Origin of the sequence: uncultured Parvibaculum sp. (assembly GCF_963975745.1) — a bacterium.
In the GTDB taxonomy this organism is placed as follows: domain Bacteria; phylum Pseudomonadota; class Alphaproteobacteria; order Parvibaculales; family Parvibaculaceae; genus Parvibaculum.
In genome coordinates, this window is sequence record NZ_CAXBIB010000012.1 from 1 (window position 1) to 13641 (window position 13641).

The 13641-nt window shown below is 63.8% G+C and carries 16 protein-coding genes; 4 read left to right on the forward strand and 12 right to left on the reverse strand.

Annotated elements, in window-relative coordinates:
• Positions 1 to 365: 365 nt before the first annotated feature.
• The 8 genes from ychF to lgt all read right to left on the reverse strand — a co-directional run bounded on the left by ychF (position 366) and on the right by lgt (position 7799).
• A complete protein-coding gene (ychF, locus tag AAC071_RS10720) occupies positions 366 to 1475 on the reverse strand; it encodes a redox-regulated ATPase YchF (protein WP_339832390.1) in 1110 nt (369 codons plus the stop codon).
• A gap of 3 nt (positions 1476 to 1478) precedes the next feature.
• Positions 1479 to 2099, reverse strand: coding sequence for an aminoacyl-tRNA hydrolase (pth, locus tag AAC071_RS10725; RefSeq protein ID WP_339832391.1), 621 nt, complete (start codon positions 2097 to 2099; stop codon positions 1479 to 1481).
• Positions 2100 to 2125: 26 nt separating this feature from the next.
• Complete coding sequence (locus AAC071_RS10730) at positions 2126 to 2773, reverse strand: 50S ribosomal protein L25/general stress protein Ctc (protein WP_339832392.1); 648 nt, start codon at positions 2771 to 2773, stop codon at positions 2126 to 2128.
• Positions 2774 to 2926: 153 nt separating this feature from the next.
• Positions 2927 to 3862 (reverse strand): ribose-phosphate pyrophosphokinase, encoded by a 936-nt coding sequence (locus AAC071_RS10735; protein WP_339832395.1) that lies wholly within the window; start codon positions 3860 to 3862, stop codon positions 2927 to 2929.
• A 167-nt stretch (positions 3863 to 4029) separates the two neighbouring features.
• The gene (locus AAC071_RS10740; protein ID WP_339832397.1) at positions 4030 to 4947 is read right to left on the reverse strand and encodes a hypothetical protein; all 918 of its coding nucleotides are present in this window, start codon (positions 4945 to 4947) and stop codon (positions 4030 to 4032) included.
• A gap of 164 nt (positions 4948 to 5111) precedes the next feature.
• Positions 5112 to 5882 carry a peptidoglycan editing factor PgeF gene (gene pgeF, locus AAC071_RS10745; RefSeq protein WP_339832399.1) on the reverse strand — a complete coding sequence of 257 codons (771 nt, stop codon included), beginning with the start codon at positions 5880 to 5882 and terminating at the stop codon, positions 5112 to 5114.
• A 10-nt stretch (positions 5883 to 5892) separates the two neighbouring features.
• Positions 5893 to 6975, reverse strand: coding sequence for an SAM-dependent methyltransferase (locus tag AAC071_RS10750; protein ID WP_339832400.1), 1083 nt, complete (start codon positions 6973 to 6975; stop codon positions 5893 to 5895).
• Positions 6972 to 7799: a prolipoprotein diacylglyceryl transferase gene (lgt, locus tag AAC071_RS10755; protein ID WP_339832402.1), complete on the reverse strand. Its 828-nt coding sequence runs from the start codon at positions 7797 to 7799 to the stop codon at positions 6972 to 6974. Before lgt ends, AAC071_RS10750 begins: the two co-directional genes overlap by 4 nt.
• A gap of 166 nt (positions 7800 to 7965) precedes the next feature.
• On the opposite strand from lgt, the gene AAC071_RS10760 reads away from it, so the two are divergent.
• The 4 genes from AAC071_RS10760 to AAC071_RS10775 all read left to right on the forward strand — a co-directional run bounded on the left by AAC071_RS10760 (position 7966) and on the right by AAC071_RS10775 (position 10484).
• Positions 7966 to 8265, forward strand: a complete 300-nt coding sequence (locus tag AAC071_RS10760; RefSeq protein ID WP_339832404.1) for an accessory factor UbiK family protein — start codon at positions 7966 to 7968, stop codon at positions 8263 to 8265.
• Between the two features lie 172 nt (positions 8266 to 8437).
• Complete coding sequence (locus AAC071_RS10765) at positions 8438 to 8941, forward strand: YbjN domain-containing protein (protein WP_339832406.1); 504 nt, start codon at positions 8438 to 8440, stop codon at positions 8939 to 8941.
• A gap of 49 nt (positions 8942 to 8990) precedes the next feature.
• Positions 8991 to 9818, forward strand: coding sequence for a pyrroline-5-carboxylate reductase (gene proC / locus AAC071_RS10770; RefSeq protein WP_339832408.1), 828 nt, complete (start codon positions 8991 to 8993; stop codon positions 9816 to 9818).
• Between the two features lie 69 nt (positions 9819 to 9887).
• The gene (locus tag AAC071_RS10775; RefSeq protein WP_339832410.1) at positions 9888 to 10484 is read left to right on the forward strand and encodes a helix-turn-helix domain-containing protein; all 597 of its coding nucleotides are present in this window, start codon (positions 9888 to 9890) and stop codon (positions 10482 to 10484) included.
• Between the two features lie 4 nt (positions 10485 to 10488).
• Here AAC071_RS10775 and AAC071_RS10780 read toward each other — a convergent pair whose 3' ends face one another.
• The 4 genes from AAC071_RS10780 to AAC071_RS10795 all read right to left on the reverse strand — a co-directional run bounded on the left by AAC071_RS10780 (position 10489) and on the right by AAC071_RS10795 (position 13631).
• Positions 10489 to 10929: a nuclear transport factor 2 family protein gene (locus tag AAC071_RS10780; protein ID WP_339832412.1), complete on the reverse strand. Its 441-nt coding sequence runs from the start codon at positions 10927 to 10929 to the stop codon at positions 10489 to 10491.
• Positions 10930 to 10976: 47 nt separating this feature from the next.
• Entirely contained in the window at positions 10977 to 12356 is a 1380-nt protein-coding gene (locus AAC071_RS10785) for an ATP-binding protein (RefSeq protein WP_339832415.1), read from the reverse strand.
• A gap of 29 nt (positions 12357 to 12385) precedes the next feature.
• Positions 12386 to 13066 carry a response regulator gene (locus tag AAC071_RS10790; protein WP_339832574.1) on the reverse strand — a complete coding sequence of 227 codons (681 nt, stop codon included), beginning with the start codon at positions 13064 to 13066 and terminating at the stop codon, positions 12386 to 12388.
• Between the two features lie 76 nt (positions 13067 to 13142).
• Positions 13143 to 13631, reverse strand: a complete 489-nt coding sequence (locus AAC071_RS10795; protein WP_339832417.1) for a MarR family transcriptional regulator — start codon at positions 13629 to 13631, stop codon at positions 13143 to 13145.
• Positions 13632 to 13641: the final 10 nt, after the last annotated feature.

Consider the following 13641-nt stretch of genomic DNA (forward strand, 5'->3'; position numbering starts at 1 on the left):
TCTGACGACCAAAGCACACTGTGTTTTGCAGAGGAATCCCCAAGGGGAGGGTGGTCGGTCATCGCAAGTCGTTTCTGTAACCCCCGGGGATAAGTTTTTTTCAGCCGCCGAATCGCGCCGCGCGCTTTCCGCCGCTCCCGGAACCGGGGATAAGTTATTTTCGTCCGGCCCTCGAATCGCCGTCACGCGAATGCCGCGCCTCCTCAGAACCGGGGATTACTTTTTTTCGCGAGGCTCCGAATTCCATTTGTGACAGTTTTTTGACAGTTCCGTGACAGAGGGGGGGGTCTGCTGTCGATTTCCGCTGTCACAAACCGGGTTATCCCCGCCCCTTGAGAGGTGTGATCAGATGGCATTTCCGACGCTCAATTGGCAAAGCGGAAATGCATCACATCGCCGTCCTGCACCACATAGTCCTTGCCCTCAAGACGCATCTTGCCGGCATCCTTGGCGCCCTGTTCGCCGCCGAGTTTCACATATTCGTCATAGGCGATCGTCTCGGCACGGATGAATCCCTTCTCGAAGTCGGTATGGATGACGCCGGCGGCCGCCGGCGCACGCGTGCCGCGCGTGATCGTCCAGGCGCGCGTCTCTTTCGGACCCACCGTAAAGTAAGTGATCAGATCGAGAAGTGCATAGCCGGAGCGGATCAGACGCGCGAGGCCGGGTTCGGAAAGGCCCAGCGTTTCGAGATATTCCTTGCGGTCGTCGGCCGGCAGTTGCGCGATCTCCTCCTCGATGCGGGCCGAGATCACGACAGCCTGCGCGCCTTCGGCTTTCGCGCGCGCCTCGACCGCCTTCGAATATTCGTTGCCGGTCGCGGCGGATGCTTCCTCGACGTTGCAGACATAGAGCACCGGCTTCGAGGTCAGCAGGTTCAGGCCCTCCCAGGCCTTGATGTCCTCGTCGGAAATCCTTCCCTGCGCCGTTGCCATGCGCGCGGGCTTGCCTTCGCGCAGAAGTTCAAGCGCCACCGACATCAGATCGAAAAGCTGTCTGGCTTCCTTGTCGCCCGTCTTTGCCTTCTTCTCGGCCGCCGCGGCGCGTTTCTCGAGGCTTTCGAGATCGGCCAGCATCAGTTCGGTCTCGACGATCTCGGCATCGGCCAGCGGGTCGATGCGGTTCTCGACATGGGTGATGTCGTCGTCGACAAAGCAGCGCAGCACATAGGCGATCGCGTCGACCTCGCGGATCGTCGCGAGGAACTGGTTGCCGAGCCCTTCGCCCTTCGACGCGCCCTTCACCAGACCGGCGATGTCGACAAAGGTCAGGCGCGTCGGGATGATTTCCTTGCTCTTCGCGATGCGCGCCAGCTCGTCGAGCCGCGGGTCCGGCACCGCGACTTCGCCGACATTCGGCTCGATGGTGCAGAAGGGATAGTTGGCGGCCTGCGCGGCGGCAGTCTGCGTCAGCGCGTTGAAAAGCGTCGACTTGCCGACATTGGGCAGTCCGACAATGCCGCATTTGAAACCCATGGCCTAGGCGTCTCCGTTCTTTGTGTCGTCGGTCTTTTTCGTCTTCGGCGGCTCGGGATTGAGCGCCAGATGGACCTTGTTGGCGAATGTCGCGTCCTTGCCTTCGGCCAGCAGCGGGGCGGCATCGGCGATCGCCTCGATCAGCGGTTCGACCCAGGCGCTCATCTCGGCCTTCGAGAAGTCGCCCAGCACCGCGCCCAGCACGCGGTCCTTGCCGCCCGGATGGCCGATACCGATCCGTACACGGCGGAAATCGGGCCCGATATGCGCCGCGACCGAGCGGATGCCGTTATGGCCGGCCGCGCCGCCGCCGGTCTTGATGCGCAGTTTGGCCGGGGCGAGGTCGAGTTCGTCGTGGAAGACGACGACTTCGGCCGGCTCGATCTTGTAGAAGCGCATCGCCTCGCCGACGGCGCGCCCGCTTTCGTTCATGTAGGTGGTCGGCTTCAGCACGATCGCCTTTTCGCCGTCCAGCATGCCTTCCGCGACAAGGCCCTGGAAGCGCGCGCGCGGCGCGGCAAAGGAATGGCGGCGGACAATCGCGTCCGCCGCCATGAAACCGATATTGTGGCGGTTGCGGGCATATTTCTCGCCCGGGTTGCCGAGACCGACGAGCAGGATCATCGCCGGCTCCTTTCAGTTCAGGCGGATCAGTCTTCCTTCTCGGAAGACTCTTCCGTCTTTTCCTCGGCCTTGGCTTCTTCGCCGGCGCTGGCTTCGGCCGAGACGACGGCGGCCGGTGCGGCGACGGTCGCAATGGTGAAGTCGCGATCGGTGATGGTCGGCTTCACATTGGCCGGCAGCGTGACGGCCGAAATATGAATCGAGTCGCCCATCTCGTAGCCCTTGAGGTCGATGTCGAGCTGCTCGGGAATCGCGTCGGCCGGGCAGATCAGTTCGACTTCGTGGCGCACGATGTTCAGCACACCGCCGGCCTTGAGACCGGGCGAGGCTTCGTGGTTGTGGAAGTGAACCGGCACGTCGACGGTGACGGTCGCGTTCTTGCCGAGGCGCAGGAAATCGACATGGATGATGAAGTCGCGCACGGGTTCGAACTGCACGTCGCGCGGAATCACGCGTTCCTTCTTGCCGTTGATGTCGACATCGAGCACATGGCTCATGAAGGTGCCCGTGCGGTAGAGCGCATAGACGTCCTTGTAGCTGATGGCGATCAGTTCGGGCGACTTCTTGTCGCCATAGATGACGGCGGGAACGCGGCCTTCGCGACGAAGCGAGCGGACAGCCCCCTTGCTGCCTTTCTCGCGCGTCTCGGCAGCGAGAATCTTGGTCTCGGCCATGACAAAATCTCCAATAAAAACAGGGCCTTAAGGGCCCATGCGATGACCCGCAAGTCTCCTCCAGGGGTGTGGAAGTGCGGGATTGCGGGCCTTATAGCCGCCAATCGGGCAAAACTCAACCGGGGGCGGGAAGGGGGGCGGCGGCGGCCGGGCTCAGTCGAACAGGCTCGAAACCGAGCGTTCCTCGGCCGTGCGGCGCATCGCTTCGCCGATCAGCGGTGCGATCGAGACGACGCGGATGTTGTGGCTGACGCGGACGGCCTCGGTCGCCTGGATCGAATCCGTGATCACCAGTTCCTTCAATTGCGAGGCCGAGACGCGGGCGACCGCGCCGCCGGACAGAACGCCATGCGTCACATAGGCCGAAACCTCGGTCGCGCCTTCCTTCAGCAGCGCTTCGGCCGCGTTGCAGAGTGTGCCGGCCGAGTCGACGATATCGTCGACCAGGATGCAGGAGCGGCCCTTCACGTCGCCGATGATGTTCATCACTTCCGACTCGCCGGCGCGTTCGCGGCGCTTGTCGACAATGGCGAGATCGGCGCCGATGCGCTTGGCAATGGCGCGGGCGCGCACCACGCCGCCGACATCGGGCGAGACGATCATCACATTGCCGTTGGTCGGGTAGTGCTGCTCGATGTCGCGCGTCAGCACCGGCGCGGCAAAGAGATTGTCGGTCGGAATGTCGAAGAAGCCCTGAATCTGGCCGGCATGCAGGTCGAGCGTCAGCACGCGGTCGGCGCCCGCGGTTGTCACCAGATTGGCGACGAGCTTGGCCGAAATCGGTGTGCGCGCGCCGGGTTTGCGGTCCTGCCGGGCATAGCCGAAATAGGGAATCACCGCCGTGATGCGCCGCGCCGAGGCGCGCCGCAGCGCGTCCATGATGATCAGCGTTTCCATCAGGTGGTCGTTGGCCGGGTAGGAGGTCGACTGGATCACGAAGACGTCTTCGCCGCGGACGTTCTCCTGGATCTCGACGAAGACTTCCATGTCGGCGAAACGGCGGACCACCGATTTGGTCAGGGGCAGGTTCAGATAGGCGGCGATTGCTTCGGCAAGCGACCGGTTGGAATTGCCTGCGACCAGTTTCATGCCGTGAACCCCGTCCTTCGCCCCTGTGTCTCACATTGCCGCCGCCGATCCTGCCGGAAGCATGACGGTCCGGTGACGGTGCGAGCGCCTTGTAACAAGGGGACCGGGGCCTGTAAACACGCAACTCCGTGCCCGAAATTGCCTGTTTTTACGCCCTGTATCGACATTCAGGACTTGCCGGCAGGTGCGGCGAGAAGCGCCAATACACCATCGGCGGCAGCCTCGGCCGCGGTTTCGGCAAGCTTGCCCCAACTCCCCGCAACACGTGCCGCCTCGATGGCATTTCGCTGTTTCACCTCGCCGAGCCGCTTGCCCTCCGGTGAAGTGACCACCCAGCGGATCGAGACTTCGGTGCGTCCATCGCGGCGCGATGCGGTGACGACGCTGCCCTCGATCCGGTATCCCTCGTTGCGCAGCCATGTCGCCGTCGGCATGCGGCGCGCCAGCGCGCCGTCGAGGGCCTGCGTCAGTGCCGCGTTGCCGTCGCCCGGTGCTGCGCCGACGATGATTTCAAAGGGCCGGCGGTCCGGCTGCAGTTCTGCCATGTTCCCGGCGATGCTGCCGGTCACGATGCCACTATCGGTGTCGACTGCAGCCTGCACCCCGCCGCCGGCTTCGTTCCGGTGCCAGGCGGCCAGCTGCGCGGCCGCGCCGGCCGCGATGCGGCGCAGATCGTTGCTGTCGATATCGGCCCAGGGATCGTTGCTCCCGGCGCGGCGCGGCAGATTTTCCTCGTTGACGACACGGTGAACACGCTCGCCCTGCGCGTCGTGCATATCGATCACCGTCACGACATAGGTGCCGTTTGCATTCCCGCCGGCACCCAGGGCGCCGGACAGTTCATATCGGCCGCTGCCGTCGCCTGCGAGCGGCAGCCTTGCCCTTGCAGCTTCTTCCCGCAACAGCGCGGCAAACATCTCGGCCTCTGCCGCGGGTACGCCGCTCAATGCGGCAATCGCGATCGCCGGCACCACCTCAGGCATCGCGACCGCCGGTCCGGCCGGTTCGCTGACACGCGCATTGCGGTCCGATGCTGCGTCGTCGGCACAGGCCGCCATGGCGAAAATGGCGATGGCTGTGCCCACGCGCAGCCTGTGCGCGCCGGACCGTTTCCAGTCCGAAGCGTTCTGCCTGACATCTGTTCGCGTTTGTGCCAGCACCGCCGGATGCCCCATTGCCCTGCCCGAATGGCGGGCGCCTCTGATCGAGCAGTCTAGTCCGATTCGGACCGCCGTTGCCGGCCTGTCGTCTATTCCGGCCGCAGCATGATGGCCGATATCTGGCGGCCATAATCCGGTTCGCCGCGGTGCGTCGCGCGGCGATAGGAAAAGAATCGGGACTTCTCGGTATAGGTGCAATGGCCGAGCATGGCGACGGCGCCGATATCGGCGGCATGAAGCCGGGCTTCGGCATAGCCGGGCAGATCGAACATGAAATGATCGGGCTTTTCGGAGGCAGTAAACCATCTGGCGTTGGTGCCATCCGCCTCGATGAAGCGATTCCGGAATTCGGGACCCACTTCATAGGCTTCGCGCGAGATGCAGGGGCCGATCGCGGCCGCAATGCTGCCGCGCGTTGCGCCAAGCCCTTCCATGGCCGCAATGGTGGCCTCCATGACGCCGGTCAGGGCGCCCTTCCAGCCGGCATGGGCAGCGCCGACAATGCGGGCCTTCTTGTCGGCAAACAGAACCGGCGCACAATCGGCGGCCAGCACACCCAATACGATCCCGGGCGCGGCCGTCACCATCGCATCGGCCTGCGGCGCTGATTCCCACGTCCAGGGTGTCGTCACCTCGACCACATCGGCACTGTGAATCTGGTGGACAGTGACCAGATTGTCCGGTTCCACGCCCAGCGTCTGTGCGACATGGGCGCGATTCCGGCGCACGGCCGCCTTGTCGTCACCCGAGCCCAGACCGCAATTCAGCGACGCATAGATGCCTTTCGACGCCCCGCCCTTCCGGGTAAAGAACCCGTGCCGGATATGCGGAACGACTTCGAGGGGCTTTGCGGTCAGCATCGGCGCTACCTCAGACAAATCCAGCGGGTGCCGCCGCGCCCTGTGGCGTGACGGCCAGAACCTTGAACAGGCTGCCCATCTCGCCGGGCGCGGTCAACCGCCGCAACGCCGCATCGATGTCGCGGGCCTGACTTCCGGTTGCCTTCTCGCGCAATCGTGCCGCGCGCGCCTCGATTCCCAGCGCCGCAAGAAAGGCGCCTTGCTCGACCGGCCCGTGCGCTTGTGCGCCGCCGTCGCGGACAGCCAGCGCCAGCATCTCGAAATCGACATGTGCCGTCAGATCCGCTTCGCCAGGTGTGTCGAAGGGATCGACATATTGGTGGCCGCGCAGGGCCTGCAACGTGTCGCCCGGCGCGCTGCGGAGATGACCATAATCGACGATCAGGGCCGCGCCGCCGCTTGCGGAAATACGCGACGATATGGTTTCGGCGATTGCCGTCGCGGCGGGGCAAATTTCGGCAATGGCGCCTGACGGCGCGTCGCGCATCGCGGGCGGCAGTCCCTTGTCGCCGGCAAGGGGAACGGGAGCGAGAACCGGGGAGAGTCTGCCATCTGTCAGGCCGATCTGGCGTTCGCACCAACCGCGCCCGGTCCGCTGATACTGGATGATTGGCATTGCATCGAAGAATTCATTCGCGACCAGGAAAAGCGGCCGATCGGGCAGGCTGTCGATGCGGTCGTGCCATATTGCCTGGGGCACAAGGTCTTTCTGGGCCTTGCGCAGCACGGGACTTGTCTCGACGAAATGCACTTCCGCCGCCGCGACCATGTCTGGAACGGCGCGCATGGCACGCAAGGCATCGCTCATCAGCGTCCCGCGGCCGGGGCCGAGCTCTGCCAGTACAAAGGATTTCGGCGCACCCTGCGCCATCCATGAATCGGCCAGCCAGAGGCCGATCAGTTCGCCGAACATCTGGCTGATTTCAGGTGCAGTGATGAAATCGCCGCGCATGCCCAGCGGGTCGCGCGTCATGTAGTAGCCGTGTTCGAGGTGCCCGAGCGCGAGCGCCATGTATTGCGAGAGCGGGATCGGGCCCGTCTCCTCGATCAGGCGCACAATGTGGCGGGCGAGCGCCGTGCGGCCGCTGCTCATTTCCGTTTGGGCTTGGGCGTTGCGGCGTCGGCTGTTGCCGCCTTCCAGATGATCGCGGCGCCGATCAGGGCCATCGGCACCGACAGCGCCATACCCATGGTCGCCCAGCCGCCGAACAGGAATCCGATCTGTGCATCGGGTTCGCGGAAGAATTCGACTATGGTTCGCGCGACGCCATATCCGGCGATGAATCCACCCATCACGACGCCCGGCTTCTGCAGCATGCCGAAGCGATGCGTCAGCAGGCGGAGAACCAGGAACAGCACCACGCCTTCCAGCGCCGCCTCATAGAGCTGGCTCGGATGGCGCGGAAGGGGACCGCCGCCCGGAAAGACCACGCCCCAGGGAACATCCGTGACGCGGCCCCAGAGTTCGGCATTGATGAAATTGGCGATGCGGCCGAAAAAGAGCCCGATCGGCGCTGCCGCGCTTACCAGATCCATCATCGTCAAGGCGGGGAAGCCGCGTTTGCGGGCAAACCAGAACATCGCGACGAGAACGCCGAAGGCACCGCCGTGGAAACTCATGCCGCCTTGCCAGACATAGAGAATTTCGAGCGGGTGCTGAAAGTAGTAGGCCGGATTGTAGACCAGCACATAGCCGAGACGGCCGCCGACAATCACGCCGAGCGCGGCCCAGAGCAGCGCATCGTCGATGTCGAGCCGCGTCACCGGCGACCTGGTGGGCCAGAGGCGCGGCGTTTCGGCCAGCGCAACGACATAGCGCCAGCCCAGGATGAGACCGGCGATATAGGCCAGGGCATACCAGCGGATCGCGAAGGGACCGATCTGGATCAGCACCGGGTCGATGTCGGGGAATGGCATGGGATTCGGCCTCGATATGGCCCCTCAGGGGCGATGGCGCGCTAGTTTGCCCCGGGGTCACTTCATGTCAAGGAAGGTGCCGGGCGGAGCGCGTCGTTCGGTCCGGTTCGCTTTCGGGCCGGGAGGCGCTATCCTCGATCGCGAAGCCGCAACCGGAGACCCGATAATGACACAGACCCAGAACCGTATTCTCGACGAACTCGGGCGGCTCTTCACCAATGCCGCCGGTGCCGCGCAGGGTGTGCGAACCGAGGTCGAGACGCTGATCCGCGCCCAGGCCGAGCGGCTGGTGGCCGATATGGACCTTGTCGGCCGCGAGGAATTCGAGGCTGTACAGGCCATGGCCCGGCTCGCGCGGGAAGAAAACGAAGCCCTCAAGACGCGCATCGAGGTGCTGGAAGCTGCGCTTGCGGCGAAGAAGCTGAAGCCCGCCAAGCCGGCGCCGGCTGCAAGTGACGGCGATTGATCGGAGCGGCCAGTTTCCCACAGCTTTTGTCCCGTTTTCGACCGACGATCCTTCCCTCAGGGTTGCGCCGACTCAACGCATCATGCAGGTTAGGTATCGTGTTCAGGGGCAGGACTGCCTACTAGATATGGGGTTTTGGCCCCGATCCGAGGCATCCGATGCGGGGGAACGAATGAAAGGCACCGTCGCCGAGGCTGTGGAATTCGACGGCAATCCTCTCGATCTACTGGAACAGGTGGCGTCCGTTCGCGACTGGTTTTTCGAGCGGAGCCACGAGGACGAGTTGAACATCTGTGTCGCGGGCGACTGGCGCGACTACCAGATCTCGCTCAACTGGCGCGATGACCTGTCCGGCCTTCACGTGGCCTGTGCGCTCGATCTGCGCGTGCATCCCGAAAAACGGCCGGTCATGCGTCATCTCCTGACATTGATCAACGAGCAGCTCTGGTCGGGCCATTTCGACATCTGGTCCGAAGACGGTGTCGTACTGTTCCGCAACAGCCTCCTGCTGTGCGGCGGCGCCGCGGCGACGCCCGAGCAATGCGAGGCGCTGCTGCGTCTCGCCGTCGAGGCCTGCGAGCGCTATTATCCGGCCATGCAGTTCGTCATGTGGGCGGGAAAGTCGGCCGAGGAAGCGATCGCGGCGGCCATGTTCGAGACGCAAGGCCGCGCCTGATCCCGGCCTGTCCGGTTCCGGCCATTTCAATCAGAAGACGGTTTCAGCCATGACTCTTTCTCTCGAGCGTCCGCTGGTCCTGATGGGCGCCGGCAAGATGGGCGGCGCGCTTCTTTCGGGCTGGCTCGACAAGGGGCTTTCACCGGCGCAGGTTTATGTGCTCGATCCCGCGCCGTCGCCCGAGATCGGCCAGATCGTGACTGTGAGAAACATTGCGCTGAATGCGCCGGTGCACGACATCGCTGCAGCGAAGCCGGCGGTTGTGCTGATCGCCGTCAAGCCGCAGGCCATGGGCGAGGTGCTGCCGGGACTCGCGCTTCTCACCGCCCCCGAAACGCTGTTCATTTCCATTGCCGCTGGCACGAGTCTTCACCGCCTCAAGGAACTTCTGGGTGCCGAGGTGCATGCTGTGCGTGCCATGCCCAATACGCCGGCGGCGATCGGTCGCGGCATCACCATTGCCTGTGCCAATGATCGGGTGACACAGCAGCAGCGCGACATAGCCGATGCACTGCTTGCCGCCGTGGGCGAGGTGGGGTGGGTCGAGAGCGAGGCGCAAATCGACGCGGTGACGGCGATTTCCGGAAGCGGCCCCGCCTATGTGTTCTACATGGTGGAGTGCCTCGCCGCAGCGGGCGAGGCTCTGGGTCTCGATCCGGCGATGGCCATGAAGCTGGCGCGCGAGACGGTCAGCGGGTCGGGCGAGATGCTGCACCGCTCGCCGGAGACGGCGTCGCAGCTGCGTGCCAATGTGACCTCGCCGGGCGGCACGACCGCGGCTGCGCTCGATGTGCTGATGGGCGAGGGCGGGTTGTCGCCGCTGATGCGGCGGGCGGCGCTGGCGGCGCGGGACCGGGCACGCGAGCTCGGCAAATAGGCCGCCGCCCTCGTCAAACCTGCGCGAACGCCCTATCTTTCGTTGCTCATGCGTATCGAGGAACGAGACATGGCCGCCAAGCGCGATCCCGAGGATAAAATCATCGATGCGGCGCTGAAGCTTGCAGCGTCGCGCGGGTGGTCGGTCCTGTCACTGGCCGACATTGCGAAATCGGCGCGGGTTGGCTTGCCCGTGCTTTCCGGCTTCTTTGCCTCGAAAAGCGAAATTCTCGCCGCGTTCAGCCGGCGCATTGACGCCGCAGTATTGAAGGCGGCTTCGGCGGAGGACCTGTCGGATGAAGCGGCACGGGACCGGTTGTTCGATGTGCTGATGATGCGTTTTGACACGCTCGCCCCCTACAAGCCGGCACTGAAACGCATCTCCCGGGATATGCAACGCGACCCGGTGGCGGCGGCGGGTCTGGTGCGAGCGATGCTGCAATCGCTGGGCTGGATGCTCGAAGCTGCAGGCATCGACAGTTCGGGTCTTGCCGGCGCGATGCGTGTTCGGGGGATTGCGCTGATCTGGGGGGCTGTTTTCCGTACGTGGCTTGAAGACGGCGACGACCAGGCCCGGACGATGGCGGAGCTTGATCGCAGGCTGCGCCGTGGCGAGGCGCTGATTGAGCGGCTGTCGCGATTTGGACGGCGTGAAGCGGCGGCGTGAGCCGTCAGAAATGAAAGACGCGGCAGGCCGTGACCCTGTCGTTTTCCCACTCGAGAATCTCGACGACGCGGGCGCGGCGCTTCTCATCGCCGTCAAGAATGCGCCAATACTCGACCGAGGCTCTCCCCGTGCCGTCCTTTGCGTCGGCAATCACACTGAGAATGTCTGCCTTGAAGCTTTTGAGCCGGGCGGTGGAAGCTTCGGCATAGGCGCGAATCTCCGCCCGTCCCCGTAAAGTGCCGTCTGAACATTTCATCCGCTCAGCAACAACCGAACTCATATGGATGGCGCCGGACGCATAGATCGCCTCGATCCGAGCGGGATCGAGACTTTCCCAGGCAGCCTGCCAGCGGGTGACCATGTCGGGCGTTGTCATGATGACTTCAGTCGTGACCCTGCTGCCAAAAACACCTTGAAAATATGCAGTTATTGCGATAAATGTCAATATTGCTGACTTATTCTGCGATACGTGGCGACAACGGCATCAAGTCGTCAGACCGGCACATGGATGACAGCCCGCAGGCCGCCCATCGGGCTCCGGGCGAGTAGAATGTCGCCACCATGACCACGCGCAATGTCGCGTGCAATTGCCAGTCCGAGGCCCGAGCCGCCATCTTCGAGATTGCGGGCCGCGTCGAGCCGGTAGAACGGACGAAAGACTTCCTCGAGCTGTTCGTCGGGGATGCCGACGCCATCGTCGTCGACAATGATATCGATGCCGCCGCCATCGCCGGCTTCGTCGGAATCGCGAATTGCCGTTACCCAGACATGTGCCGCGTGCCGACAGGCATTGTCGACGATATTGGTGAGGCAGCGCTTGAAGGCGTGCCGCCGGAGCGGCAGGACGAGGTCGCCATGCAGTTCCAGCCGCAGCTCGTGACCCTTTCGCTGCGCATCGCCGCGCACCTCTTCGATGAGCTCGGCCAGATCCGTCTCCTCGGATGTCTCGCCCTGATGTCCGCGGGCGAATGCGAGATAGTCCTCCAGCATCCGTTCCATCTCGGCGATGTCGGCGCGCAGCTCCTCGATTTCGGGACCTTCCCCCAACATTGCGAGTTGCAACTTGAATCGGGTCAGCGGTGTTCGCAGATCGTGGCTGACACCGGCCAGCATTGCCGTGCGCTGTTCGATCTGGCGCTGGATGCGGGCACGCATGTCGAGAAAGGCCTGGGCAGCACTCCGTACTTCGGCTGCGCCCTGTGGCCGGAAGCTCGGCACGTCGCGCCCCATGCCGAAGGATGTCGCGGCTTCGGCCAGACGTTCGATCGGGCGGATCTGGTTTCGCAGGAAGACGATCGCGACAATGATCAAAACGACCGACGTGCCAAACATCCAGACAAGGAAGATATGCCAGTTCGACGCATAGACATGTGACGCCGGCGTCAGGACGCGCATGACACCGCCATTGTAGGCAATCCGGATGTCCACATACTTGTCATATTGCGAGGTATTGATCCAGAAAGGTCGCGCGATGCGCAGACGCAGTTCGTCATTGAGCGATTCGTCGAGCAGGCTGCCGGACGATGAGGGCGTTTCCGGCAGAACCTCGCCATCGAGAAAGGCGACCGGCAGTCCGATATGTGCGTTCACTCGTGCGGCGATCTTCGCCGCCTGCTGCGGCGACTGGTTTTCCTCGAATTCGGCGAGTATCAGGGCAACCTCTGCGACCGTTTTCGCAGACAATCGTTGTGTCACGAGTTGCCAGTGTCGCTCCAGAAATACATAGGTCACGACGAACTGAAGCAGCACCATCGGCGCGACAATGATGATCAGCGAGCGGCCATAGAGGCCACGCGGCATCAGCCGTTTGATCACCTGAAACGGATGCCATGCCATCGGCGCCGCCGTCTTGCGCTCCGAATGCGCGTTCATTGACTTTCCTGTTTGCATGTCGACCGGTCTCAATCGGGCATCAGCGCGTAGCCTTCGCCGCGCACGGTCTGCAGATACACCGGGTTTCGTGGATCGCTTTCGAGTTTGCGCCGTAGCCGGTTGATCTGGACATCGATCGAGCGTTCGGCGGCCTCGTTGTCGCAGAGGTCCATGCGCGACAGTGGCTTGCCGGGGCTGGCGGCAAACAGCCGCAGAAGCTGGACCTCGCGCGTTGTCAGCCGTATCTGGACGTCGCCGTTCCAGAGTTCACCACGGGTGACGTTGAAGCGGCACGAGCCCAGCGAAACCTCGTCATGGCGCACCGTTCCCGGCGCCTGCGCGCGCCGCAGGATGGTGCCGATGCGCAACAAAAGTTCGCGTGGCTCGAAGGGTTTGGCGAGATAGTCGTCCGCGCCGCGTTCCAACCCATCGATGCGGTCGCTCGCCTCGCCGCGCGCGGTCAGCATCAGGATCGGCACTGTCGAATTGCGGCGCAGATCGCGCGTCAGGTCGAGTCCGCTTTCTCCGGGCATCATCACGTCGAGAACCAGCAGGTCGAAGGACAGTCCGGCGAGCCGCGCCCGTGCCTCGGCCGCATTTTCGGCCGCGGTTACGCGATAACCATTATCCGTGAGATAGCGCTTCAGCAGTTCCCGGATGCGGCGGTCGTCGTCGACCACCAGAATGTGCGGCGCATCGTCTGCGGGCATCGGCTTGTCTGCCGTCCGGTCTGGACTGTCGATCTTGGTTTCCGTCGTCACCTGTGAACCTTCCCGGCGTTGCCGTTCAGCCTGCCGAGGTCTTTGCGATCAGGGCTTCGACTTCCGCACGATCCTCTTCGTTCACCAATGCCAGGAGAATGGCTCGCCATGCCGCATCTGCATCGGGCCCGGCCTTCTCCATTGCCGTGGCGACGCGCATCCGCTGTGGTGCCGCCAGGCGTTGTTCGAGTTCCCTGCCCGTTACCGTCAGGAAAAGCAGGCGCTGCCGGCGGTCCTGCTTGCCTGTTTCCTGTTCGATGAATCCACGTTCGATCAGTTGCTTCAGCACCCGGGCCAGGCTCTGCTTGGTGATCCGCAGGATGTCCAGCAGTTCGGCCACGGTGATGCCCGGATTGCGGCCCACAAAATGCACCACGCGGTGATGGGCACGGCCGAATCCATACTCGCTCAGGATCGCGTCGGGGTCGCTGATGAAGTCGCGATAAGCGAAGAAGAGCAGTTCGATCGCTTCCGTCAGGCGATCCGCCGTGGTTCCGGTGTTCGCGTCCGGCATGGACGTTTCC

Bases quoted from the DNA above. Each gene is read 5' to 3' on its own strand.
- ychF (WP_339832390.1), bottom strand. From the start codon at position 1,475: ATGGGTTTCAAATGCGGCATTGTCGGACTGCCCAATGTCGGCAAGTCG.
- pth (WP_339832391.1), bottom strand. From the start codon at position 2,099: ATGATCCTGCTCGTCGGTCTCGGCAACCCGGGCGAGAAATATGCCCGC.
- AAC071_RS10730 (WP_339832392.1), bottom strand. From the start codon at position 2,773: ATGGCCGAGACCAAGATTCTCGCTGCCGAGACGCGCGAGAAAGGCAGC.
- AAC071_RS10735 (WP_339832395.1), bottom strand. From the start codon at position 3,862: ATGAAACTGGTCGCAGGCAATTCCAACCGGTCGCTTGCCGAAGCAATC.
- pgeF (WP_339832399.1), bottom strand. From the start codon at position 5,882: ATGCTGACCGCAAAGCCCCTCGAAGTCGTTCCGCATATCCGGCACGGG.
- AAC071_RS10750 (WP_339832400.1), bottom strand. From the start codon at position 6,975: ATGAGCAGCGGCCGCACGGCGCTCGCCCGCCACATTGTGCGCCTGATC.
- lgt (WP_339832402.1), bottom strand. From the start codon at position 7,799: ATGCCATTCCCCGACATCGACCCGGTGCTGATCCAGATCGGTCCCTTC.
- AAC071_RS10760 (WP_339832404.1), top strand. From the start codon at position 7,966: ATGACACAGACCCAGAACCGTATTCTCGACGAACTCGGGCGGCTCTTC.
- AAC071_RS10765 (WP_339832406.1), top strand. From the start codon at position 8,438: ATGAAAGGCACCGTCGCCGAGGCTGTGGAATTCGACGGCAATCCTCTC.
- proC (WP_339832408.1), top strand. From the start codon at position 8,991: ATGACTCTTTCTCTCGAGCGTCCGCTGGTCCTGATGGGCGCCGGCAAG.
- AAC071_RS10775 (WP_339832410.1), top strand. From the start codon at position 9,888: ATGGCCGCCAAGCGCGATCCCGAGGATAAAATCATCGATGCGGCGCTG.
- AAC071_RS10785 (WP_339832415.1), bottom strand. From the start codon at position 12,356: ATGAACGCGCATTCGGAGCGCAAGACGGCGGCGCCGATGGCATGGCAT.
- AAC071_RS10790 (WP_339832574.1), bottom strand. From the start codon at position 13,066: ATGCCCGCAGACGATGCGCCGCACATTCTGGTGGTCGACGACGACCGC.
- AAC071_RS10795 (WP_339832417.1), bottom strand. From the start codon at position 13,631: ATGCCGGACGCGAACACCGGAACCACGGCGGATCGCCTGACGGAAGCG.